The following is a 23,430-nucleotide window of genomic DNA, read 5'->3' as shown; positions in this document are numbered from 1 at the left end:
TTCACCCGCCGGGCGCGCGTCCATTCGCAACGCCGCCCGGGTCATTACATCAACAAGACTGGACTGTCGAGGAGACGACATGAATACGAGAACGACTGCCGCCATTGCGGCAGGCACCATCGCGGCTGCCGGTTTCGCGGGCAAGGCGCACGCTTTCGAGGGCAACGTGGCGCCCTATCCGGCCGGCGCGGCGGGCACCAACATCGGCTCGATGCCGCCCATACCGGGCATCTTCGCGCTGGAGCAGTTCAACTACAGCTTCGCAAACGGGCTTTACGGAAACGACGGCAAGAAGCTGCCGGTTCCGTTTCATTCATCGGCGTTCTCGGAAACGACGCGCGTGCTGGTGGCGTATCCGCTGACGGTATTGGGCGCGAACGTGTACTCGCAGCTCGTCGTGCCGGTGGTCTGGCTTCATACCAACGTAGCGGGCAACCCGTCGACGCAAAGCGGCCTCTCCAACATCACCGTGTCGCCGGTGATCCTGAAGTGGGACGTCACGCCCCACTTCGCGATCTCGCCCGGCCTCGACTTCGCCTTCGAAACGGGCTCGTACAGCCCGACGAAGACGAGCGTGTCGCAAGGGTATCTGTCGATCCAGCCCGTGCTCTCCCTCCGCTACAACGTGCCGAACGGTATCGATGTCGGGCTGTCCAGCCGCCTCATGATCAACCAGAAAAACGGCGATACCGGCTACCGCTCGGGCACGGGCTACGCCGGCGAATTTCAGGCGGGATGGAACTTCGGCAAGTGGAAGCTGGGCGTGGTGGGCGCCTACGTGAACCAGTTCGGCGACGACGAGCTCAACGGCGTGACCGTCGCCACGGCCGGCAACCGGTATCGGAGTTTTGCCGTCGGCCCGTCCATCGCATACGACGGCCGCTGGTACAACATCAGCATGAACTATCAGCAGGGCGTGTATGCGGCCAATACGTCGAAGAGCAGCAACGTCTGGCTAAATCTCGCCTTTCCGCTGTGGGCGCCGCATCGTCCATGACGATGCGGCCGGCCAGGCATCGGTTCGGGCTGGCTGCCGGCCGGCCCGTCGAAGCGGACGGGCCGCCTCGCGTCGCATGAAGGAAGGCCGCCTCGTTGAACTAACCCGGGGCGGCCTGTCGTTATGCAGCGGCGTGTGCGGACTAATGCGGCATGCCGCGGCGCGCTTCAGCCCGCCACGCCGGGATCGTGTCGCGCGCCCGTTGCGACCGGCTCGCCGCTGCGCTGCGTGTCGAGCGTGTCGGCTGCGTGGCCCGCTTCGGCAACCGGCAGCGCGGCGATCTCGGTGCGGCCCAGCGCGATCACACCTGCCGCCAGCACCAGCGCGCCGGTGAACAGCGCGAAGGTCCACATGGGATCAGGATTGATCGACGCGGCCACGCCCACGATGACGGGTCCGAGTATGCCGCCCACGCGGTTCAGTCCAACCGCTACGCCCATGCCCGTACCGCGAATCTCCGTGCGGTAGCACATGGCCTGGTAGTTGTTCATGACCGCCTGTGCGCCGAACACGAAGAAGCCCGCGCCCGCCACGAGCAGCAGGGCCACCGGCTTGCCGAGTGCCACGGAAAGCGCCGCCATAAAGGCGCCCGCGGCAAGGTAGCCCACCACCATCGCGCGGATGCGGCTGTGCAGGCGGTCGGCGAGCCAGCCCATCGAAATGCCGCCGAATACGGAGGCGACCATCACGAGCGTGCCGTACCCGAACGCCGACGATACCGCGCCGCCGCCCGCCACCACGAGCGACGGCAGCCAGCCCGTCAGCCCGTGAATGCAGAAGAGGCTCAGCGCGCCCGCCATCCAGTGCACCAGCGTGTTGTGGCGATACTCGCGCGAAAGCAGATCGGTCATGGAACCGGCGCGCGAGGCGGGCTTCATCGGCTGGATCGCCGCGTCGCGATAGACCTCGGCGCGCTCGGGCCGCACGGCGGCGAGCAGCGCGCGCACGTCGTCCATGCGACCGCGCAACGTCAGAAACTGCGCCGATTCGGGCAGCCACCGCGACGCCGCAAGCGCCACGAACGCCGAGAGCACGCCCACGAAATAGAGCGACTGCCAGCCGAAATGCGGCGTGAGCGTGATGCCCGCGATACCGGCAAAAATGCCGCCCGCCGAAAAGCCGAACTGGAACACCCACGTCGCAAAGGCGTTGGCATTGCGCCGCGGTGCCCATTCGTTGATGCAGGTGAGCGCGAGCGGCGTGACCATGCCGAGCGCGGTGCCCATGACGAGGCGCGCCAGCGCGAAAGCCACGGCCGAATGCACGAGCGTCGCGAGCACGGCGCTGGCCGCCGTCAGCATCCAGAGCGCACCGAGCATCACCTTGCGTCGGCCGATGCGGTCGGCGATGAGACCTTGCAGCACCGAGCCGATCGAGAGCCCGACGATACCGCTCGACAGCATCATGCCGATCATCGCGGGCGTGGGCTGCCAGGCGTGGCGCACGAGCGGGATCACATAGGCCGCGTTGAAGAGATCGTAGCCGTCGAAGAACATGATGAACGCGACGAGTACGGCAAAGCGCAGATGGAAGGTGCCGATGCGCGCTTGCGCCAGCTCCTCCCTCACATTGATGGACGTTGCCAAGATTGTCTCCGTGTTGTGTCGTTTCGGCGCCGCCTCTTGAGGGCGGCTTCGCCGGTGGGTGCATGCGGGACGCGCGCGCTGCGCGCCGCGCCCCGCATGCAAGGTGTCAGCCGTGCAGCGCCGCCTCCAGTTGCTCGAGCGATGCAGCGAGCGTCGCCGCATCGCTCGCTACGCCATAAACGTAGTGATCGGGACGCACGATCGCCGCGCTGCATTCGTTGCGTCTGAACCAGGCCGCGAGTACGCCGTCCACTTCCACGATGCGGTGCGCGCCGGGCCATGTCGCCGCGCGGTTCGCGTCGCCGTCCGACGCGAGTTCGACGAGTTGCGCGCCGATGCGCTGCGCGGCATCGCGCGCCGCGTGCGAAACCGGCTGGCCGCCCAGCGTGACGATGCGCCAGTGGCCGCCCACCACGGTGTCGAGCAGGGCCGCCTCGCTGCTGTCGGTGCCGCCTTCGGTGCCGCTGTCGGTGCCATCAACCCGCACGCGCGGCTGCGGAAACAGCGTGCCGTTGGCGGCATGCGCGGCGCTCGCAAGCAAACCCGCTTCGAGCTTCGGCACGATGTCCTGGCGCGCAATCGTCCTGATCTGGCCGCCCGCTTCACGCAAGAGGCGTGCATCGCGCTCGCGGGCTGCAGCAACGTCGCGCTCGCAGATCACCTTGCCGAGTTCCTTGATGCGCGTGGTGAGCTGCCGCACGTGCAGGCCGCGCTCCGCGGCGTAGCTGTCGAGCAGCGCGGGCTGCGCCGTGCCGTTCATCACAGCGTCGAGCTTCCAGACGAGATTCACCACGTCGCGAATGCCCTGGCACATCCCCTGACCAATGAACGGCGGCTGCTGATGCGCCGCGTCGCCGGCAATGAAAATGCGCCCACGCCGCCATTCCTGCGCAACGAGCGCATGAAAGCGATAACTCGCGGCGCGCCACAGTTGACCGTCTTCGGGCGAAAGCCAGCGCGACAGCAGCTTCCACACCTGTGCCTCGGTCTGCATCTCGCGCGGGTCTTCGCCGGGCATCAGCATGATTTCCCACCGACGGTGTGCGCCCGGCCCGACGACATAGGTGCACGGCCGCGACGGCTCGCAATACTGCACCGCCACCTTCGGCAGCTTCGCAAGGCCGCTTTCGTTCACGCGCACATCCACCACGAGCCACGGCTCGTCGAACACGAGGTCTTCGTAGGCAATGCCCAATTGCGTGCGCACCGTGCTCGATGCGCCGTCGCAGCCGATGAGGTAATCGCACGTGACGGCGCGCGTCGCGCCCGTGTCGTCTTTCAGTTGAACGCTCACGCCGTGCGCGGTTTGCTCGAAGCTCACCAGTTCCGTGCCGAGCGCCACCTCGACCGATTCATACGCGCTCGCATGCTCGCGCAACGCCGCTTCCACCGGAGGCTGCGTGAACACCATGGTGGGCATGTAGCCGAGGGGCCAGGGCTTGGGCACCGTGTCGATGCGTTTGATGAGCTGGCCGTCCACGCCGTAGTACTCCGAAGGCGGAAACACGGCGATGTGTTCGGCAATGCGATCCACCACGCCAAGGCCCTGGAACACGCGCATGATCTCGTGATCCACGGCGATGGCGCGCGGCTTGTCGTACACCTCGCGCGCGCGGTCCACGCACAGCACCTTGCGCCCAAGCTGCCCAAGCAAAGCGGTTGCCACGGCGCCGGACGGCCCGAAGCCGACCACGATCACTTCGTAATGGTTACTCGTCGCCATCGTCACGCACCCGCTTCGTCCTGCACCGTGTTGCGCAGACGGCCCACGCGTTCGATGTCCACTTCCACCACATCGCCATGCCTGAGCCACACCGAAGGGTCACGCGCCCAGCCCACGCCGGCGGGTGTGCCCATCGCCACCACGTCGCCGGGTTCGAGCGTCAGGCACTCGGTCAGCAGTTCGATGGTTTCGGCCACGCCCCAGATCATGTCGCTCGTGTTGGCCTGCTGCATCACCTGTCCGTTGAGAATGAGGCGCAACGTGAGGCCTTCGGCACCGGGCGGCAGATCGTCGGCCGTGACGAGCCACGGACCGAAGGCGCCCGTGCCGTCGAAGTTCTTGCCGATGGTCCACTGCGTCGTGCGCTTCTGATAGTCGCGCACCGAAACGTCGTTGAAGCACGCGTAGCCGAATACGTAGTCGAGCGCGTTTTCGCGCTTCACGTGGCGCGCCCGCTTGCCGATCACGATCATCAGTTCGGCTTCGTAATCGAGCTTTTCCGATACGCGCGGACGGATCACCGGGTCTTCGTGCGCGATCAACGAAGAGGCACCGCGAAAGAAGATGAGCGGATAAACGGGCTTCAGATTGCCGCCCTCTTTCGCGTGGTCGTAGTAATTGTGGCCGAGGCACACGATCTTGCCCGGCTCGGGCACGACGGGCGCCAGATCCAGCGACGCGTACGGCGCGCGATGCTCGCCGCTTGCGATAGCGCGCTGCGCGGCCGCGTTCAGGTCAACGCCGGCCTTCAGCGCCGCACGCAGATCCGCCGGCACCGAGGCGTCGGCCTTGTTGAGATCGACGACATGCTCGCCGTCCAGAACGCCCAGGCGGGTGGTGTCGCCCGGCGTGGCGACGCGCGATCGGAAAGTAACCAGTTTCATGATGTATTCGGGTAATCGGATGGATCAGTCGGTTGAAGGGAAACGTTCGTTCAGTTCAGCGCGTGCGGTTGCCGCTCAGTTTTCATCGGCTTGCGGCGCGCGAAAGAAGATGGTTTTCTGCGCGGTCTTGAGGCGCTCGGAGGGCGCGCGTCCCACGCCCCATTGATCGATGCGCCCAGGCGGCCACTTCCAGTCGTCCGGCCCGCCCGTGCGGTAGGTGTCGTCCACCTGCAGCACCTCGGCTGTGTACTCGATGACGAAATCGGCGGGGCCGAGGAAATACGCGAACACGTTGTTGCCCGGCCCGTGGCGCCCCACGCCCCACTCCACGGGATAGCCCGCGTCGTTCATGCGGCCGCCGCCGCGCATCACGGAATCGAGGTCCGGCATCAGGAAGGCGATGTGATTAAGCGAGTTCTCCTGCGCATCCGCAAGCGCGATGCAGTGGTGGTCGCTCGAACAGCGCATGAAGGCCATGATGCGCGTGCGGTCCGACAGCGTGAACCCCAGAGCGTTTTCGAAGAACGCCTGCGCCGCCACCACGTTCTCGCTGTTGAGCACGACGTGCGTGATCTTGATGGGGCGGTCCTTCACGCTTTGCGTGTCTGCGTGGCTGCGGTCGCCCGCAATGAAGCGCAGCACGCGCCCTTGCGGGTCGAGCGCTTCGAGCTGCGTGCCGCCGCCCGGCATCGTGGTAGGCGCCGGCCCGGACACCACGGTGCCGCCATGCCGCACGATGGATTGCGCGAGCGTATCGAGATGCGCCACGTCGGCCACGCTGAACTCGATGGCGCGCACGTCGGCACGTTCGCTTTGAGCAAGCGTGAGGATGTGATGTGCCGCGCCTGTCCCGCGGAAATAGACCTTTCCCGGGCGCCGCGTGAGTTCGGCGAGATGCCAGGTGTCCGCGTAAAAGCGGGCGGCCAGTTCGAGATCCGGCACGCCGATCTCGATTCCTCTGAGGCCGGTGACAAGGCGCTGCGTCATGTCATGCTCCATTCCTGATGCCCAGAAATTGCTGGGCGTTGCGATAGATGAGCCGTTCCGCGGCATCGGGCTCCAGCGCGAGTGCGGCCACGCGGCTCACGGGGTCGTGCTCGCGGAACGCGAACGGGTAGTCGGTGCCCAGCATCACGCGCGTGTCGCCGAAAGTCTCGACGAGATGGCGCAGCGTGGCCGGATCGAACACGAGCGAGTCGTACCAGAGGCTGCGGGCCTGCTCGCGCGGCGCCGCCTCAAGCGATTCGCGCAGCGGCGCGAAGACGCGGCTTGCCTGTTCCAGACGGGGCAGCAGCGAAGCGAGCGTACCGCCGCCGTGACTGAAGGCAATACGAAGATTCGGATACCGAACTATGAGGTTAGACGTAATGGCCGACGCGGCCGCGAGCCCTATGTCCGACGGAAAGGCGAGCGCCTGCACGAGTTGCGCCGGGCCGACAAGGCGCTCCTTGCCGGCGGGGCGGATCGCATGCACGAACACCGCCGCGCCAAGTGCTTCGCAGGCTGCGAAGAACGCGTCGAACTGCGGCGCACCGACGGGCGCGCCATTGATGTTGCTGCCGATCTCGACGCCCGCAAAGCCCGGCATGGCCATCAGCCGTTCGAGTTCGCGGATCGCCATGTCCACGTCCTGCAGCGGTACGGCGCCGAGCCCGACGAGGCGCCCCGCGCTCGCGTCGGCCATGCCGGCGATCGTGTCGTTGAGGTACTGCAACAGCGGCAACGCGTCGGTGGGCGCCATCCAGTAGGAGAGCAGTTCGGGCATCGGCGAGATGGCCTGGACAGCCACGTTCTGCCCGTCCATGTCGGCGAGACGTTTGTCGGTGTCCCAGCACAGGTCGGACACCGTCCGGTAGACCTTGCCGTCGATCATCACGTGGCGATGGCACGCGTGCGCCGGTTGCATCGAGGGCCAGTCGCGCGGCGCGCTCGCGCCCAGATAGCGCGGAAATTCGGCGGGCACGACGTGCGCGTGGATGTCGATGCCGTGGCACGCGCAGCGGTAAGCGGCTTGCATGGGCGTTCGTCTTAACGATGCGAGAGGCCCGCCGCGCGCAGGCCTTCGATGCAGATGGCTTCGTCTTCGTCGCCCGTGCCGCCGCTCGCGCCGATGGCGCCGACCGTCTGCCCGTTCGCCGCCACGATCACGACCGCGCCCGTCTGCGCAATGAATTTGCCGCCGCTTGCGGGCGCGATGGCGTTGAAGAACACCGGGTTGGCATTGGCGCGGTCGTGCAGCGTGCGCGACGCGACGCCCATGCCGAAGGCCGCGGCGGCCTTGCCGTGCGCGATGTCCACGCGAAGCGGCGTGGCGCCGTCCTCGCGTGCGACGAGCTTCACCTGACCGGCTTCGTCCAGCACCACGAGCGCCATGGGCCGCAGTCCGTCGCGGCGAGCCGCCTGCAGCGCCGCCGCAACGACGCGATTGGCCTGGTCCAGCGTCAATGTCTCCATTCCGTATGCCTCCAGCGAGTCGACTTGCTGCGGATCATAATATATACAAAACACGTATGTCGACGTTTTTATGTATTTTTGCAGGGAAAACCCCAGAACAGCCAGATCGTACCGGAACGGCCTAGGGATCAGATATACTTTGCGCCAGACGAAACCTCTGAAGGTGTGAAGTTGTCACGCACAGCGATCCCTACCGTAACGCCCGCCGGCGCAGGCGGCGCCAATACCAGCGCCGCCACGCTCGCCACCAATCTGTACGACCGCATCCGCGCCGACCTGCTCGACGGCAAGCTGGAGCCGGGGCGCCGGCTGCAGATCGAGTTCCTTTGCGAGCAGTACCAGGCCGGCCAGACGCCCGTGCGCGAGGCGCTCAACCGCCTGACGTCGGACGGGCTCGTCGAACGGCGCGACCAGCGTGGCTTCGCGGTAGCGGGCATCAGCGCAAGCGACCTCCAGGAAATCACGAAAACGCGCTGCTGGCTGGAGGAAGTGGCGTTGCGCGAAGCCTTCGCAAGCCGTTCCGTGGAATGGGAGGAAGCGGTGGTGCTGGCCTATCACCGGCTCTCCAAGGTACCGCGCTCGCTCAGCGAGACCGAATACAAGGAGAACCCGGAATGGGAGCGCCGCCACCGGGAATTCCATCGCGCGCTGATCGGCGGGTGCCAGTCACGCTGGCTCATCAGCTTCTGCGACCAGCTTGCCGACCAGCTCTACCGCTACCGGCAACTTTCCGTGCGGCGTGTCTTTCCAAAGCGCCATGAAGGCGCCGAGCACAAGGCCATGCTCGATGCGGTCGTAGCAGGCGACGCCGCGCTCGCCATCAAGCTCCTCACCACGCACTACCAGCAGACGGCGGACATCATCCTCGCGGACGCCGATCTGTTCCCGCCTTCCCGCTGACCGATCCCTTCCCGTACTGGCTTGCCGGACGCCCGAGGCGCGTAGCCTTGGGGCGCGCCGTGGCTGTTCGCACGTCAACCGTCGATCAAATATACAACCTGGTGTTTTCTATAGTTTTGTATATTTTATGTTGACTATGCTCGCTTCATACACAAAACTCCTGCCTTCAGAGAGTGCCGCATCCCGACGGCGCCGTTTCAGGAGACGACATGAAGCCACAACTTGCCCCCCTCGCCACCGCCGCGCTCGCGGCCGCCGCCACGCTGGGCGCGACCAGCGCCCACGCACAATCCGCCGTCACGCTCTACGGCATCATCGATACGGCGATCCAGGCCGCCAACGCCGGCGGCAAGACCGTCGTGCGCGAAGCGACGAGTTCCGTCGCGCCCTCGCGCTGGGGCTTGCTCGGCAAGGAGAACATCGGCGGCGGCTACAACGTGATCTTCAAGCTGGAGAACGGCTTCAATTCGAATTCGGGCGCCATGGCGAACAGCACGACGCTCTTCAACCGCGAGGCGTGGGTGGGCGTGCAGGGTCCGTTCGGCCAGATCCAGGCCGGCAACAACTACACGCCGCTGTTCCTGACCTACGTGACGTACTCGCTCGGCGAACTCAATGCGCTCGCCTGGGGTAACGCCGCCAACAATTACGTCTTCGTGCCCTCGGCACGCATGGCCAACTCGTTGCGCTACACGTCGCCGGAGATGGCCGGCTTCACGCTGCGCGCGCTCTATGCGCGCGGCGCGAACGGATCGGGCGGTGTGCCGCCTTCGCTCGGCGACACGCTCTCGGCAAGCGTGACCTTCAAGGCCGGCGCGTTTTCCGCGGACCTCGACTATCTGCAGCAGCGCTTCGCGCCCAGCGCCACGCTGAGCGCAACGACACCTGTCGGCACGGGACGCTTCTACCTGATGGGCGTGTCGTACGACTTCGGCATGGCGAAAACCGCTGCGCTCTATCAGATGCACCGCAACGCCACCGGCGTGAGCAGCTCGATTTCAAGCGCCTACGCCACGCCCAATCACGACTTCTACGAAGTGAACGCCCTGATTCGTCACCTGGGGGGCGGCTCGCTGCTCGCGAGTTTCGGCCAGTACTGGCTGCGCTCGGGCGGCGACGGGCATGCGCTCTCGTGGGCCTTGCGCTACGACTACCCGCTCTCGAAACGCACCGGCCTCTACGCCGGCGTAGCGGGCGTGCGCAATCACGGCACGACGGCGTTCACCGTGGCCGACGCTGCGGGGCCCGGCATCGCGGTGAGCGCCGGCAAGAACATCACGACCGAGATCGTCGGCATGGTGCACAAATTCTGACGCACGCGAAGCGAGGATCCAGATGATGTACGTCCGCATTCCCGCCGCGCTCACGCTCGTCGTTGGCGCGGCATTCGCGATGTCGCTGACCGTTGCCGCCGGCGGCGCGGCCTGCGCCTACGCGTACACGACGCTCGCCGACGCGGCCGCCGCCAACGTGCCGCCCGGCGATGCGCTCGCAACCTACCTCGCCGGCGTGCATCGTCTCGAAGCGGTCGCGTTCGGCGGGTTCGCGGCGCTCGCCCTGGCGAGCGGTCTGCTCGCGTTCGCCGGGCGGCGCTGGCTTGGCGCGAAGGTCGTCCGGCCGCTCGACCACGCCATGCAGACCGTGCACGCCATAGCGCTCGGCGAGTTGCGCGACGCCATCGTCGTCGACGAGCGCACCCAGGCGCGGCGCCTCTTCGTCGCGCTCCAGCAGATGCAGCAAGGGCTCGTCGGCACGCTGACGACCGTGACGCGCGAAGCGGCGGCCGTCGACGATTGCGCGGGGCGTCTGCACGCCCAGAACGTGCGCCTGTCGAGCGGCGCCGAATCGCAGGCGGCCGCCATCCAGCAGACCGCGGCGACGACGCAGCAGATCAGCGAAGGCGTGCAGCGCAGCGCGCAGGTGGCCGAAGAGACCAACCGGCTCGCGGGTGAGGCATCGGAACTGGCCCAGGCGAGCCGCGCGCGCGTGCGCACCGTGATCGACGCAATGGATTCCATCGCACGCGATTCGCAGCAGATCAGCGCGGTGGTGTCCGTCGTCAACGAACTCGCGTTCCAGACCAACATCCTCGCGCTCAATGCCGCCGTGGAGGCCGCGCGTGCCGGCCATCAAGGCAAGGGCTTCGCCGTGGTGGCCGGCGAAGTGCGCAGCCTCGCGCAACGCAGCGCCGCGGCGGCGCAGGAAATCGAAGCGCTGATCGGCAGCGCGCGCGGCACGATTGCCAATGGCGCGCAGTTATGCACCGACGTGGGCAGCGCCATGGACGAAGTGGTGAGCGCCGCGCACGAAGTGGCGCAACTCAGCGACGCCATGAGCCGCTCGGCAAGCGAGCAAAGCCATGGCGTGCAGCAACTCAACGCGGCCATCAAGGACATCGACGCGGTCACGCAGCAGAACGCCGGCATGGTGCAGCACCTGGTGAACACCACCGAGGACCTCAACGAACGCGCCCGCGCGCTCGCCGAAGCGGTGGGCGCGTGGAGGCTCGACTAGACACCGCAGGCACGCAAACGGGTGACGACACCGCATACCGCGCGTCATCGCGCGGCACTGTGCTTCGGAAACCTCATCGCGATGACGAGCCCGCCGTCGGCCGCGTTGGAAATCTGCAGCGTGCCGCCGTGATGGCGAACGAGGCGGCGCACGATGGCGAGGCCGAGGCCGCTGTGCGCGGTGCCGCCGCGCGCGGGGTCGAGCCGGACAAACGGACGCAGCACGCGGTCGAGGTCAGGCTCGGACACGCCGGGTCCGTGGTCACGCACCACGAGTTCGTAGTGCGCGTCATGCGCTCGCGTGGCGATCTCCACGGGCGGCTCGCCGTACGTCAGCGCATTTTCGACGAGGTTCGACAGAATGCGGTCGATGTCCACGGTGGGCAGCATGAAGTCCGGCCCGGCGCGCAGATCCAGCGTCACGAGCGCATCGGCGTCGGCTGCGCCGCCGGGACACAGCGCGTCGGTGTAGTCGCGGCGGCAGTGCGCATCCACGCTCGTCTGCGGCGAGCCTTCAGGGCTCTCGCGCGCAAAGTCCAGAAATTGCGTGATGACGCGCGACATGGATTCCGTGTCGCGCAGAAAGCCGTCGCGATCGCCCGGATCGGTCAGCAGGTCAGCACGCACCTGCATGCGCGTGAGCGGCGTACGCAGGTCGTGCGCGATGCTCGCGAGCATCACGGCGCGCTCGCGCTCGGCCTCGGCCAGTTCGCGCGTCATGTCGTTGAAGTCGTCGATCAGCTCGCGCACTTCGCGCGGTCCGCGCTTGCGCACGAGCCTCGCGTGATGGCCCGTGCGATGCTCGCGCGCCGCGGCGGCAAGGTCGCGCACCGTCCCGTTGAATCGCCACGCGAGCGCGACGGCGATCACGACGGCAAACGCCAGCGTCAACGCCAGAGAGCCGGTGAAGCGGTAGAGCGGCACCTCCGCCTGCGGCAGCACGATGCCGCGCGTGCTGCCCGCGGGAAGCACGCGCAGCGTGCCTTCGCCGTCCATTGCCACATGGGTGCCCGGCGGCAGCACATGCCGCAGTTGCCGTTCGATGGGCCCGATCGTGTCGCCGCGAAAGCGCTGCGCCTCGGCGGCCGGCACTTGCTTCAGGTCCACGAACGAAATACCGAGGATGTTCGCCACGGACCGTTCGCCGCCGGCGTGCTGCTCGCTCAGGCTGGCGGCAGCCTCCACGACGCGCGAAATATGGGAGGCGACAAGGCTTGCGCGGGTTTGCTCGATCAGCAGCAGCGACGTGAGGTGAACCAGCACCAGCAGGCCCACCATCGTGATGACGAGCCGGCCGAACATCGAATCAAACGGATTCTTCATCGGCCGGGCTGTCGGGAATGAACATGTAGCCGATGCCGCGCATGGTTTGCAGGCGTCGGGGGTTGGACGGGTCGTCTTCGATCAGGCGGCGCAGGCGCCATACCGGCACGTCGATGCCGCGCTCCGTTACTTCGGCATCCGGACCATGGAGCAGCTCGATGAGCCGCGTGCGCGAAAGCGTTTCCATGGGATGCGAGGCGAGCGCTTCGAGCAGCGCGTACTCGCCGCCCGTGAGCTTCACGGGTTCGCCTTCGCACAGCAACGTGCGCGTCGAGAAATCGAGTTCGAAACGGCCGAACCGGCACGGGGCGCGCTTCTCCTGCACCACCGTGGTTTGCGGCTTACCCTGGCGGCGCAGCACCGCATGAATGCGCGCAAGCAGTTCCTGCGGCATGAACGGCTTGCCCAGATAGTCGTCCGCCCCGAGTTCCAGACCGAGCACGCGGTCCACGCCGTCGGCGCGCGCCGTCAGCATGATGACCGGAATCGTGTCGCCGCTCGCGCGCAGTTTCTTGAGCGCGGTGAGGCCATCCACGCCCGGCATCATGAGGTCCAGCACGATGATGGACGGCCGCTCGCGCTCCAGCCGCCGCGCGAGATTCGTGGCGTCGTGCAGAACGGAGAACGCGATGCCGCGCTGCTGGAAGAACTTGCGCAGCAGGTCGCGCAGTTCGGCGTCGTCGTCGACGAGCAGAACCTGCAGGGCGGAGTCGGGGATATGAGGTGCGTGCACTTCGGGCGTTCAGAGCGAGGTGATGACGAGGTAATCGTAGCCCGGAGAAGGCGCGATTGGCTTTCGGAATATTACTGAGATTCGCGCCCGCCCGAGGTAAATGCCGCGCGGCCTGGTGTTTCGTACGCCGAAAGCACGCCTCCGTCTATTTCATCTGTCTTGGCGTGTCACTGAACAGTAAGTTTCCGTAAGCACGAAAAAAAGCGCCATCGGTAGCGTTACGCCTTGCCCAGCACCGGTCCTGCTGAGGTGCCACTGAAGCATCCGGTGCCGTCCCGTTCTCGCATCGCGAGCCATCGCGATGTCCAAACAGGTCAAAGATGAAGACGCCAATCCTCCCGAACCACGCGCACCACCGCATGACGTGCAGGCCGCGCCGGCTGTTTGCCGCACTCTCGATACTCGCGATAGTCGGCATCGCCGGCTGCAACAGGCAAACGGGCGCGCCGCCCGGCGGCTTCGCCGCGCAAACCGCGCAGGTGGGCGTGCTCACGCTCGCGCCGCAGCACATCGTCGAAACCACCGAACTCTCCGGCCGCCTTTCCTCGCAGAAAGTCTCCGACGTGCGCCCGCAGGTGAGCGGCATCATCCTCAAGCGCCTGTTCGTGGAAGGCGGCGACGTGAAGGCGGGCCAGGTGCTGTACCAGATCGATCCGGCCACCTACCAGGCCGCCTACGACCAGGCGCGCGGCACGCTCGAAAACGCGCGCGCCACGCTGGCCTCGGCGAAGACGAAGGCCGACCGCTACACGGAACTCGTGAAGATCAACGCCGTGAGCAAGCAGGACTACGACGATGCCGTCGCCGCCGTTCGCGAAGACGCCGCGAGCGTCACGGCCGACGAAGCCGCGCTCGAATCCGCGCGTGTGAACCTCGAATACACGCGCGTGCGGGCGCCTATTTCCGGGCGCATCGGCGCATCGACGGTGACGGAAGGCGCGCTCGTCACCTCGGACCAGACCACCGCGCTCGCCACGATCCAGGCGTATGACCAGATGTACCTCGACGTCACGCGGCCCAGCGTCGAATGGCTGAAGCTGCGCAAGGCCTTCGCTTCCGGGCGCCTGAAGAAGACCGGCACCGACAGCGCCGCCGTCACGCTCGTGATGGAAGACGGCACCGAATACGCCCACGCCGGCACGTTGCAATTCTCCGGCGTCACGGTGGATGCCACCACCGGTTCGGTCACGCTGCGCAGCACCTTCCCGAATCCCGAGCGCGAATTGCTGCCCGGCATGTTCGTGCGCGCCCGTCTGGAAGAAGGCGAGAACGACAACGCGATACTCGTGCCGCAGATGGCCGTGACGCGCGCGTCGGACGGCACGGCGAGCGTCTACGTAGTGGACGCGGCCGGCAAGGCGCAGCAGGTGCAAGTGGTGGCCGACAACGCATTCCGCGACCAATGGATCGTCACGTCGGGCCTGCACGCAGGCGACCGCGTGATCGTGAGCGGCCTGCAGAGTGTGCGGGCGGGCGCGCCGGTCAAGGTGGCCGACGATACGCCGCAGACGCAGGCGAACGCGGCATCCGCGGCGTCCGATGCAGCCGGTGCATCCGCGACAGACACGGCCTCGGCCGTGTCGGCACAACGCTAGGCGGAGAACGGCATGGCAGAGTTCTTCATCAAGCGGCCCATTCTCGCGTGGGTCATGGCCATCGTCATCATGCTGGTGGGTGCGGCGGCGGTCACGAGTCTTCCCGTCGCGCAGTACCCCACCATCGCGCCGCCCTCGGTGCAGATAACGGCCACCTACCCCGGCGCCTCCGCCGACACCGTCGCGGCAACCGTCACGCAGGTGATCGAGCAGAAGCTGAGCGGCATCGACAACGTGCTGTACATGTCGTCTACGAGCAGTTCCGCGGGGCAGGCCACCATTACGTTGACGTTCACTCCCGGCACGAATCCCGACATCGCGCAGGTGCAGGTGCAGAACAAGGTGACGCAGGCCACGCCCACCCTGCCGGCGACCGTGCAGGAGCAAGGCGTGCAGGTGGCGAAGGCGTCGACGAACTTCCTCATGATCGTCGCGCTCTCGTCGCCGGGCGGCACGTGGAATTCGGTGGATCTGGGCAACATCATCGCCACGCAGATCGAAGACCCGCTCGCGCAGCTGAACGGCGTGGGCGACGTGACGCTGTTCGGCGCGCAGCACGCCATGCGCATCTGGCTCAACCCCGTGAAGCTGCACAGCTTCGGACTCACGACCTCGGACGTGACCACGGCTATCACGAACCAGAACGTCGAACTTTCCTCGGGGCAGGTAGGCGGGTCGCCGGCAACGGATTCGCAGGCCATCAACGCGACCATCCGCTCGTCGAGCCTGCTTACCACCGCCGACCAGTTCGCCAACATCCTGCTGCGCGTGAACAGCGACGGCTCGCGCGTGCTGCTGAAGGACGTGGCGCGCGTGGAGGTGGGCGGCGACAGCTACGACACGTCGTCGCGGCTGAACGGCAAGCCGGCATCCGCGCTCGCCATCAAGCTCGCCACCGGCGCCAACGCGCTGGAAGCAGCCAACGCCGTGCGCGCGAAGCTCGCCGAAATCCAGCCGCAATTGCCGAAGGACGTCGCGATCAGTTACCCGTACGACACCACGCCGTTCGTGCGCATCTCGATCGAAGAGGTCGTGAAGACGCTGTTCGAAGCGGTCGTGCTGGTGTTCCTCGTGATGTACCTGTTCCTGCAGAACGTACGCGCCACGCTGATTCCCACCATCGTGGTGCCCGTTGCGCTGCTCGGCACGTTCGGCGTGATGTCGATGATCGGTTTCTCGATCAACGTGCTCTCGATGTTCGCGATGGTGCTCGCCATCGGTCTGCTCGTGGACGACGCCATCGTGGTGGTGGAAAACGTCGAGCGCATCATGAGCGAGGAGAAGCTCGGCCCGAAGGAAGCCACGCACAAGGCGATGGGGCAGATTACCGGCGCGCTGATCGGCGTGACCACTGTGCTCACGGCGGTCTTTATTCCGATGGCGTTCTTCGCGGGCTCCACGGGCGCGATCTACCGGCAGTTCTCCATCACCATCGTCTCGGCGATGCTGCTGTCGGTCATGCTCGCGCTCACGCTCACGCCGGCCCTGTGCGCCACGCTGCTCAAGCGCGCCGACGTGGAGCACCACGAAAAGCGCGGCTTCTTCGGCTGGTTCAACCGCTGGTTCGCAAAGAGCAACGCGGGCTACAGTTCCTCCCTCACCCGCGTGGTCGCGCGGCCCGCGCGCTACATGCTGCTCTACGGCGTGATCGCCGGCATCGTCGCGTTGCTCTACGTCACGCTGCCCTCCTCGTTCCTGCCCGACGAAGACCAGGGCTACTTCATCGTGTCGATCAGCGCGCCCGCGGGCACGCCGGCCTCGCGTACGCTGAAGACGGTGGAGGCGGTGGAGCAGTACGTGCTGAAAGACGAACCGGGCGTCAAGCAGATCATCGCCATCAACGGCTTCAGCTTCAACGGGGAAGGACAAAACAACGCCATTGCGTTCGTGACGCTGAAGGACTGGAGCGTGCGCGGTTCCCGCGACAGCGCGCAGGCCATCATCGCGCGCGCCAACCAGCATTTCGCCGCGAATCGCGATGCGCGCATCTTCGTGCTGAATCCGCCCGCCATTCAGGAACTGGGCACGCAAAGCGGTCTCGACTTCGAGATAGAAGACCGCGGCGGCGCAGGCCACGACAAGCTGCTCGCGGTGCGCAACCAGTTTCTCGGCATGGCGTCGAAGGAACCGACGCTCGCGATGGTGCGCCCCTCCGGCCTTGAAGACACGCCGCAGTTGCAGGTGGACATCGACCGCGAAAAAGCCAACGCGCTGGGACTCTCCATCTCCGACGTCAACGACACGTTGCAGACCGCGTTCGGTTCGTCCTACGTGAACAACTACATCGACACGGGGCGTGTGCAGAAGGTCTATGTGCAGTCCGACGCGCCGTATCGCATGATGCCGACCGACCTCGGCAACTGGTATGTGAAGGCGAGCAGCAGTTCGTCGTCTTCGTCGTCCTCTTCGAGCAGCACGACCACCACGACCACGAGCACCACAGGCTACGACTCCACGATGGTGCCGTTCTCGTCGTTCGCAAAGAGCCGCTGGACGTTCGGGCCGCCGCAGATCGAGCGTTACAACCGGCAGCTCGCCATGGGCATTTCGGCCGCCACGCGGCCCGGCGTGAGTACCGGCGAGGCCATGAACGCGGTGGAGCAGCTCGCGCACAAACTGCCGCCCGGCTTCGCTCTGGAATGGACGGGACAGTCCTACCAGGAGAAGCAGGCCGGCTCGCAGGCCACGACGCTCTACGCGATCTCGCTCGTCGTCGTGTTCCTGTGCCTCGCGGGTCTCTATGAAAGCTGGTCGATTCCGCTCGCGGTGCTGCTCGTCGTGCCGCTCGGCGTGCTCGGCGCGCTGCTTGCCGCGCACGGACGCGGCCTCTCGAACGACATCTACTTCAAGGTAGGGCTGCTGACCACGGTTGGCCTCTCCACGAAGAACGCCATTCTGATCGTCGAGTTCGCGAAGGACTTGCAGGCACAGGGACACAGCCTCGTGGATGCCGTGCTCGAAGCGGCCCACATGCGTCTGCGACCTATCCTCATGACCTCGCTCGCGTTCGTGTTCGGCGTGCTGCCGCTCGTCATCAGCACGGGTGCCGGCGCCGGCGCACGCCACGCCATCGGCACAGGTGTGACGGGCGGCATGATCGCGGCCACGGTGCTCGCCATCTTCTTCGTACCGGTCTTCTTCGTCGTGGTGCGCAGACTGTTCAAGGAACACGGTCACACCACGGACTCCGCTGACATCAACGAGGGCAACGCATGAAACGCACCCTGATCGCCCTTCTTTGTGCGGCCGCCCTGGCAGGCTGCACGCTGGACCCGACGTACCAGCGTCCGGCCGCGCCGGTCGACAGCACGTGGTCCACCGTCCCCGCGCCTGCGCAGCAGAAGGCCGCGCAGACCACCGCCGCGGCACCGCTGGGTGCCGACCTCGGCTGGCGCGACTTCTTCAAAGACCCGCGCCTGCAAAAGCTGATCGAACTCGCGCTCGCCAACAACCGCGACATGCGCGTGGCCGCGCTCAACGTGGCGCAGTACGAAGCGCAGTACCGCATTGCGCGCGCGAACATCGGGCCCACCATCAGCGCATCCGGCTCGGTCACGCGCGAACGCGTGGAGGGCTCCACGAGCGCCTACAGTTCGAGCAGCGCGAGCGTGGGGCTCACGTCGTGGGAAGTCGACTTTTTCGGTCGCCTGCGCAGCCTCAAGCGTCAGGCACTGGAGCAGTACCTCGCCACCGACGCCGCGCGCACCAGCACGCAGATCAGCCTGATCGCGACGGTCGCCACGGACTATCTGCAACTGCTCTCCGACGAAGCTTCATTGCAGATCACGCAGAACACCGTGGACGCCGACCAGCACACCTACGACCTCACGGTCAGCATGATGAAGATGGGCAGTTCGTCGCTGCAGGACGTGCGCCAGGCCGAAAACTCGCTGGCCAGCGCGCGCTCGAGCCTCGCCTCGTACACGCGTGCGGTGGCGCAGGACCGCAACAACCTCGTGGCCGAAATTGGCGCACCGCTGCCCGACGATCTGCCGCAAGGCCCTTCGCTGATGGAAAGCGAGGCCACGCTTGCGGACATCGGCGAAGGCGTGCCGTCGGACCTGCTCACGCGCCGGCCCGACATCGTCGAAGCCGAGCACACGCTGAAGGCCGCCAACGCGAACATCGGCGCCGCGCGCGCCGCGTTCTTTCCGAAGATCGAGCTGACGGCTTCCGCGGGCACCACGAGCGGCAGCCTCTCGAACCTCTTCAAGGCGGGCACGGGCGCGTGGACGTTTGCGCCGTCCATCTCGGTGCCCATCTTCGACTTCGGCTACAACCGCGCCTCGCTGGACGTGGCGAAGGTCGAGAAGGACATCGACATCGCGAACTACGAGAAGGCCATCCAGACGGCGTTCAAGGAAGTGTCGAATGCGCTTGCGGGGCGCACGACGTACGTCACGCAGGTGGCCGCGGACCGCGACTACGTGAACTCGGCGCAGCAGTACTACGACCTCGCGCAGGCCCGCTATCGCAGCGGCACCGACAGCTTCCTCACCCTGCTCGACGCGCAGCGCACGCTCTACACCGCGCAACAGCAACTGGTCACGGACATGCTCGCCAAGCAGTCCAACCTCATCACGCTGTACAAGGTGCTGGGCGGCGGCTGGTCGGAAACGGGCGCGGTGGCGCAGCGGTAGGCTTCTTGAAGCGCAACGTCACGGTTGCGCCGGCCTTGATCAGCGCAGCGCAGGCTCAAGGCCAATGCCGACGTAGCCGCCCGTGACGATGGCGGTCTTGCCGTTTAGGTCGGCTGGCACAGAGACCGCGTGCCAGGCCTGGCCGCTGTTCCTTCTGTTCTTTCTATTCGCCCGAAGCGAGCTTCATGATGTGCTGGGCCCGCAATACAACGGGCCCGGTCGAGCCTGCACGATGGCACAGAACTAGAACGTCGCCCAGTCGGCACTGCCCGTCTTCGCAGCCTCGACTTTTCGCGGCATCGCCGGAATGCGCCGCTGTGCCGCCCGCTTTTCGGTCCGCACGGGAACGGGCGCAGCCATGGACACCGTATGGGTCGCCACCTTGAATATCGATACGGTCTCGCGCAGGCTTTTAGCCTGGTCCGCCATCGATTGAGCCGCCGCCGTTGCCTGTTCGACCAGCGCCGCGTTCTGCTGCGTGACCTCGTCCATCTGGGCGACGGCCACGTTGACCTGCTCGATACCCGTGGTCTGCTCGGCCGACGCCGACGCGATTTCGCCCATGATGTCGGTGACACGGCTGACTGAGCGGACCACCTCGTTCATCGTCTTTCCCGCGTCCTGAACCAGTTTCGCGCCGTTTGCCACGTGGGAAACGGAAGTTTCGATGAGCTCCTTGATTTCCTTTGCCGCCACCGCGCTACGCTGGGCCAGTGTGCGAACTTCTCCCGCCACCACAGCAAAGCCGCGTCCCTGCTCGCCCGCGCGCGCCGCTTCCACTGCCGCGTTAAGCGCGAGGATATTGGTCTGGAAAGCGATGCCTTCGATCACCGTGATGATCTCGGCGACCTTCTGCGAGCTCGACGAAATGTCGTCCATCGTGCTGACCACCTGCTGTACCACGCTGCCCCCGGCCTGCGCCGTTTCAGAGGCCGTCGCTGCCAGCGTGCTTCCCTGACGGGCATTGTCGGTGTTCTGCCGTACGGTAGAGGTGAGTTCTTCCATGCTCGCAGCCGTCTCTTCCAGCGACGCAGCCTGCTCTTCTGTGCGCTGGGACAGATCGACATTACCCTGTGCCACTTCGTTGGCAGCGACCGAAATGGACTCGGCGGAAGTCTTGATGCCCTGAACGATCGATGTCAGTCTTGCGCGCATCGCTTCGAGCGACACCATCAGGCTACTGGTATCGCCCTGAGCCACACGAAGATCGACCAGCAGATTGCCGTCGGCGATCTGTGCCGCTGCGTGCTGCGCGAGCGCGGGCTCGCCGCCCAGCTGGCGAAGAATGCTGCGCGCAATCGCCAGTGCAACAGCAATCGCGAGCAACAGGGAAATCGTGACGACAATCGCGATCAGCAATCGAACGTGCGAGTAGACAGCCACAGCGTCCTTCTGTGCCTGCGCATTCAATTCGTCCTCGAAGTTCGCAAGCTCCACTGCGTGGGCTAGCCATCTGCGCTGTGGAGGCCGTGCATTCTGCAACAGCTCTTTGGTCGCCCCGGCCTGGTCGTTCGCCGCGCCCAGTTCTATTGCCCGGCGCATGGGCGGCAGCGTCGCTGCTTCGTCCGCCTTCAGCGCGGCAACGAGCCCCCGCTCGCGGTCTGTCGTGGACGGTTCGTCGGCGAACATGCGGGTCAGCTTCGCGTATGCGTCCGCATAGATCTGCTCCTGCTTTCTGATCCGCTCCTGCTCCCGGGCGATGTCCTGCGGATCGGTAATCAGCGCCAGATTTCGCATGGCAATCGCACGATCCTGAATGGAGGAGCGCAGATCGTTGGCAAGACGCGTTTCTGTGTTGTTTACGCGCGCGATGACATCGAGCTGGTCGTTCAACGCCCATAGCCCGTAGAACGCGATTGCCGCGGTCGTTACCAGCAACGTTGCCAGAAAGCCGAATCCGGCAAGCAGGCGGGTGGACACCTTCAGGTTTTTCATTCGCTGCTCCCTTGCAGACGAGATCGTTACTGCTTGTTTACGACCTGCCTGCCGCTTGCTTAAGCGTTTTTTTTGAGGGTTTTCACGTAGCGCGGATTCGATCGAGCGTTAGCGATGCATATCGATTCCTGTCCCATTCCAGGGAGCGGGTGCGGGCGACTGCGCTGTTACCGGAGCCCCGAAACGCAGTCCCGCAAAAAGCATTGAAGCAACGACGGAGGCTGACGTAATCACGATAGTCACATGGACGTGCGTATCGTTGAACGCCCATCCAGCATCACCGCGCCCCTTTTTTCAGTGGCGGTCGGCTCAGATGGCAAACGGTAGAACCGGCGATACACGCGTCTGTCGTCGCTACGCACGTGTGACTCGCATATCGAGCGCTTGTATTGAAATCGTGAAGCACCAAAGGACGGGGAGAGATCATGAAACTACTCAATAACCTGGGCATCGGGGCCCGCCTCACCATGGGGTTCGGGATTCTTCTCGCCCTGCTGCTCGCAATGGGAGGCGTTGCCTCGCTGCAGGTATCGAACGTCTATCGTGGCACGCAGGCTCTGGCCGAAGACTGGCTGCCCAGCGTACAGACACTGGGAGACATCAGGGCGGCGGCCAATGGTGTACGAAGAGCGACGCTTCGCTCGCTGCTGGAGTCCGAGGCGGCCCACAAGAACGCCCAACGACAAGCGCATGATGAACAGCTGACACTCTTACGCACGGAGCTCGTCCAGTATGAAAAGATGGTGAGTTCGCCGGAGGAGCAGCGCCTCTTCGAGGCGATCAAGCAAAGTCTCGCGGACTATCTCACGATGGACGACACGCTGTTGCAGTTGTCCGACCAGGGCGCCGCCGGGTTTGACCGTGCGAGAACGCTTGCCACGAAAGATTCGGCCGCGGCATTTACGAAGCTGGCGGACTTTATTGGACAGGACGTCGCGCTCAACCAGAAAGGTGCGCAGGAAGCGGCAACCTCTGCCGGTGCGAGTTACCGGCAGTCGCTTGCCGCAACGGGTATCGTGATCGCATGCGCGGTTGCGCTCGGCATCGCCTGTGCCGCGCTGATCTCGAGGTCGATCACCCGACCGATCAGGCAGGCAGTCGGTGTCGCAGAAGCCGTGGCGGCGGGCAATCTGACTTCCGAAATCGACGTGTATGGACGCGACGAGATAGCGCGATTGCTCACCGCCATGAGCCATATGAACGACAAGCTCAACGAAATCGTGACCCAGGTGCGCAGCGGCAGCGAGAACGTGGCAACCGGCGCGGCGCAGATCGCGTCGGGCAACGCAGACCTCAGTCAACGCACCGAGGAACAGGCTGCGTCTCTGGAAGAGACCGCGGCGACCATGGAAGAGATCACCGCAACCATCAGACGTAACACGGAAAGCGCGCAGCAAGGCAATGCCGTGGCACGCGAGGCATCGGAAGTGGCTGCCCGCGGCGGAGATCTGGTTGGCAAGGTCGTGTCCGCCATGCAAGACATCTCGTCCAGTTCGGACCGCGTGGCCAACATCATTTCGGTCATCGAGGGCGTCGCGTTCCAGACCAACATCCTTGCCCTCAACGCGGCCGTGGAGGCCGCACGTGCCGGTGAGCAAGGCAGAGGTTTCGCTGTTGTGGCATCTGAAGTGCGCACGCTCGCACAGCGCAGCGCGAGTGCGTCGAGAGAGATCAAGCAGCTCATCGAGGCGTCGGTTCAGACGGTGGACGCAGGCAAATCGCTTGTCGATGCAGCGGGTCAGACGATGACGGACGTGGTGCAGTCGGTGCGTCGTGTCAACGACATCATGGCGGAAATTTCCGCTGCATCCGAAGAGCAGTCTCGCGGGGTCGAGCAGATCAACCAAGCCATCACGCAGATGGACGAAGTCACGCAGCAGAATGCCGCGCTGGTGGAAGAGGCGGCCGCGGCATCACGCTCGCTGGAGGAACAGAGCCTTCAGTTGAAGGACTCGGTGTCGGTATTCCGCGTCAAGTCACAGTCGGGTAATCAACATGTCCGGCCAACTGGGCGCGCAGCGCCTTCCGTCGTACGGGGCGGCGGCAAACTCGCTGTTTCAGCGTCGCTCGCCCAACGGCTCCCGGCGCCGGCCCATTCCGCGGAATGGGAAAAGTTCTGATGGTGGAGGAATGCCGGGGCGTATGAA

General features: G+C 65.6%; 17 protein-coding genes. 8 read left to right on the top strand and 9 right to left on the bottom strand.

Annotated elements, in window-relative coordinates; genetic code table 11:
- The first annotated feature begins 79 nt into the window (after nucleotides 1-79).
- Nucleotides 80-997 carry a SphA family protein gene (locus tag U0042_RS05060; RefSeq protein ID WP_114813012.1) on the top strand — a complete coding sequence of 306 codons (918 nt, stop codon included), beginning with the start codon at nucleotides 80-82 and terminating at the stop codon, nucleotides 995-997.
- A 167-nt stretch (nucleotides 998-1,164) separates the two neighbouring features.
- Here U0042_RS05060 and U0042_RS05055 read toward each other — a convergent pair whose 3' ends face one another.
- The 6 genes from U0042_RS05055 to U0042_RS05030 form a co-directional block, all read right to left on the bottom strand.
- On the bottom strand, nucleotides 1,165-2,583 hold the full coding sequence (locus U0042_RS05055) for an MFS transporter (protein WP_114813010.1): 1,419 nt from the start codon (nucleotides 2,581-2,583) through the stop codon (nucleotides 1,165-1,167).
- A gap of 106 nt (nucleotides 2,584-2,689) precedes the next feature.
- Nucleotides 2,690-4,306 (bottom strand): bifunctional 3-(3-hydroxy-phenyl)propionate/3-hydroxycinnamic acid hydroxylase, encoded by a 1,617-nt coding sequence (locus U0042_RS05050; protein ID WP_419150490.1) that lies wholly within the window; start codon nucleotides 4,304-4,306, stop codon nucleotides 2,690-2,692.
- A gap of 2 nt (nucleotides 4,307-4,308) precedes the next feature.
- Nucleotides 4,309-5,190 carry a fumarylacetoacetate hydrolase family protein gene (locus tag U0042_RS05045; RefSeq protein ID WP_114813007.1) on the bottom strand — a complete coding sequence of 294 codons (882 nt, stop codon included), beginning with the start codon at nucleotides 5,188-5,190 and terminating at the stop codon, nucleotides 4,309-4,311.
- A 75-nt stretch (nucleotides 5,191-5,265) separates the two neighbouring features.
- Nucleotides 5,266-6,177 (bottom strand): VOC family protein, encoded by a 912-nt coding sequence (locus U0042_RS05040; RefSeq protein ID WP_198665365.1) that lies wholly within the window; start codon nucleotides 6,175-6,177, stop codon nucleotides 5,266-5,268.
- 1 nt (nucleotide 6,178) lies between these two features.
- Entirely contained in the window at nucleotides 6,179-7,207 is a 1,029-nt protein-coding gene (locus tag U0042_RS05035; protein WP_114813003.1) for an amidohydrolase family protein, read from the bottom strand.
- Nucleotides 7,208-7,218: 11 nt separating this feature from the next.
- Nucleotides 7,219-7,644 (bottom strand): GlcG/HbpS family heme-binding protein, encoded by a 426-nt coding sequence (locus U0042_RS05030; protein WP_114813001.1) that lies wholly within the window; start codon nucleotides 7,642-7,644, stop codon nucleotides 7,219-7,221.
- 165 nt (nucleotides 7,645-7,809) lie between these two features.
- On the opposite strand from U0042_RS05030, the gene U0042_RS05025 reads away from it, so the two are divergent.
- The 3 genes from U0042_RS05025 to U0042_RS05015 all read left to right on the top strand — a co-directional run bounded on the left by U0042_RS05025 (nucleotide 7,810) and on the right by U0042_RS05015 (nucleotide 11,058).
- The gene (locus tag U0042_RS05025; RefSeq protein ID WP_114812999.1) at nucleotides 7,810-8,544 is read left to right on the top strand and encodes a GntR family transcriptional regulator; all 735 of its coding nucleotides are present in this window, start codon (nucleotides 7,810-7,812) and stop codon (nucleotides 8,542-8,544) included.
- A gap of 209 nt (nucleotides 8,545-8,753) precedes the next feature.
- Nucleotides 8,754-9,857, top strand: a complete 1,104-nt coding sequence (locus tag U0042_RS05020; RefSeq protein WP_114812996.1) for a porin — start codon at nucleotides 8,754-8,756, stop codon at nucleotides 9,855-9,857.
- A gap of 22 nt (nucleotides 9,858-9,879) precedes the next feature.
- On the top strand, nucleotides 9,880-11,058 hold the full coding sequence (locus U0042_RS05015; RefSeq protein WP_114812994.1) for a methyl-accepting chemotaxis protein: 1,179 nt from the start codon (nucleotides 9,880-9,882) through the stop codon (nucleotides 11,056-11,058).
- A gap of 44 nt (nucleotides 11,059-11,102) precedes the next feature.
- On the opposite strand, the gene U0042_RS05010 is transcribed toward U0042_RS05015, so the two are convergent.
- Both U0042_RS05010 and U0042_RS05005 read right to left on the bottom strand, forming a co-directional pair.
- Entirely contained in the window at nucleotides 11,103-12,380 is a 1,278-nt protein-coding gene (locus tag U0042_RS05010; protein ID WP_114812992.1) for an ATP-binding protein, read from the bottom strand.
- A complete protein-coding gene (locus U0042_RS05005) occupies nucleotides 12,364-13,113 on the bottom strand; it encodes a response regulator (protein ID WP_114812990.1) in 750 nt (249 codons plus the stop codon). The genes U0042_RS05010 and U0042_RS05005 overlap by 17 nt, the downstream gene beginning before the upstream one ends.
- A 320-nt stretch (nucleotides 13,114-13,433) precedes the next feature.
- Here U0042_RS05005 and U0042_RS05000 point away from each other — a divergent pair, with 320 nt between their 5' ends.
- From U0042_RS05000 to U0042_RS04990, 3 genes are read left to right on the top strand one after another with little or no spacing between them, the layout of a single operon-like run.
- Nucleotides 13,434-14,708: an efflux RND transporter periplasmic adaptor subunit gene (locus U0042_RS05000; protein WP_114812988.1), complete on the top strand. Its 1,275-nt coding sequence runs from the start codon at nucleotides 13,434-13,436 to the stop codon at nucleotides 14,706-14,708.
- Nucleotides 14,709-14,720: 12 nt separating this feature from the next.
- On the top strand, nucleotides 14,721-17,924 hold the full coding sequence (locus U0042_RS04995) for an efflux RND transporter permease subunit (protein ID WP_114812986.1): 3,204 nt from the start codon (nucleotides 14,721-14,723) through the stop codon (nucleotides 17,922-17,924).
- A complete protein-coding gene (locus U0042_RS04990) occupies nucleotides 17,921-19,348 on the top strand; it encodes an efflux transporter outer membrane subunit (protein WP_114812984.1) in 1,428 nt (475 codons plus the stop codon). Before U0042_RS04995 ends, U0042_RS04990 begins: the two co-directional genes overlap by 4 nt.
- Nucleotides 19,349-19,591: 243 nt before the next feature.
- On the opposite strand, the gene U0042_RS04985 is transcribed toward U0042_RS04990, so the two are convergent.
- Complete coding sequence (locus tag U0042_RS04985; RefSeq protein ID WP_114812982.1) at nucleotides 19,592-21,283, bottom strand: methyl-accepting chemotaxis protein; 1,692 nt, start codon at nucleotides 21,281-21,283, stop codon at nucleotides 19,592-19,594.
- A 425-nt stretch (nucleotides 21,284-21,708) separates the two neighbouring features.
- Here U0042_RS04985 and U0042_RS04980 point away from each other — a divergent pair, with 425 nt between their 5' ends.
- Complete coding sequence (locus U0042_RS04980) at nucleotides 21,709-23,403, top strand: methyl-accepting chemotaxis protein (protein ID WP_114812980.1); 1,695 nt, start codon at nucleotides 21,709-21,711, stop codon at nucleotides 23,401-23,403.
- Nucleotides 23,404-23,430 lie beyond the last annotated feature (27 nt).

Source organism: Paraburkholderia kururiensis (genome assembly GCF_034424375.1).
Classification (GTDB): Bacteria; Pseudomonadota; Gammaproteobacteria; order Burkholderiales; family Burkholderiaceae; genus Paraburkholderia; species Paraburkholderia kururiensis_A.
The sequence above is the reverse complement of the archived record's forward strand: the minus strand, read 5'-3'. Positions and strand labels throughout refer to the sequence as shown.

Coding starts and splice junctions, on each gene's coding strand:
- U0042_RS05045 (WP_114813007.1), bottom strand. CDS start 5,190: ATGAAACTGGTTACTTTCCGATCGCGCGTCGCCACGCCGGGCGACACC.
- U0042_RS05050 (WP_419150490.1), bottom strand. CDS start 4,306: ATGGCGACGAGTAACCATTACGAAGTGATCGTGGTCGGCTTCGGGCCG.
- U0042_RS05060 (WP_114813012.1), top strand. CDS start 80: ATGAATACGAGAACGACTGCCGCCATTGCGGCAGGCACCATCGCGGCT.
- U0042_RS05030 (WP_114813001.1), bottom strand. CDS start 7,644: ATGGAGACATTGACGCTGGACCAGGCCAATCGCGTCGTTGCGGCGGCG.
- U0042_RS05015 (WP_114812994.1), top strand. CDS start 9,880: ATGATGTACGTCCGCATTCCCGCCGCGCTCACGCTCGTCGTTGGCGCG.
- U0042_RS05020 (WP_114812996.1), top strand. CDS start 8,754: ATGAAGCCACAACTTGCCCCCCTCGCCACCGCCGCGCTCGCGGCCGCC.
- U0042_RS04995 (WP_114812986.1), top strand. CDS start 14,721: ATGGCAGAGTTCTTCATCAAGCGGCCCATTCTCGCGTGGGTCATGGCC.
- U0042_RS05010 (WP_114812992.1), bottom strand. CDS start 12,380: ATGAAGAATCCGTTTGATTCGATGTTCGGCCGGCTCGTCATCACGATG.
- U0042_RS04990 (WP_114812984.1), top strand. CDS start 17,921: ATGAAACGCACCCTGATCGCCCTTCTTTGTGCGGCCGCCCTGGCAGGC.
- U0042_RS04980 (WP_114812980.1), top strand. CDS start 21,709: ATGAAACTACTCAATAACCTGGGCATCGGGGCCCGCCTCACCATGGGG.
- U0042_RS05000 (WP_114812988.1), top strand. CDS start 13,434: ATGAAGACGCCAATCCTCCCGAACCACGCGCACCACCGCATGACGTGC.
- U0042_RS05040 (WP_198665365.1), bottom strand. CDS start 6,177: ATGACGCAGCGCCTTGTCACCGGCCTCAGAGGAATCGAGATCGGCGTG.
- U0042_RS04985 (WP_114812982.1), bottom strand. CDS start 21,283: ATGAAAAACCTGAAGGTGTCCACCCGCCTGCTTGCCGGATTCGGCTTT.
- U0042_RS05035 (WP_114813003.1), bottom strand. CDS start 7,207: ATGCAAGCCGCTTACCGCTGCGCGTGCCACGGCATCGACATCCACGCG.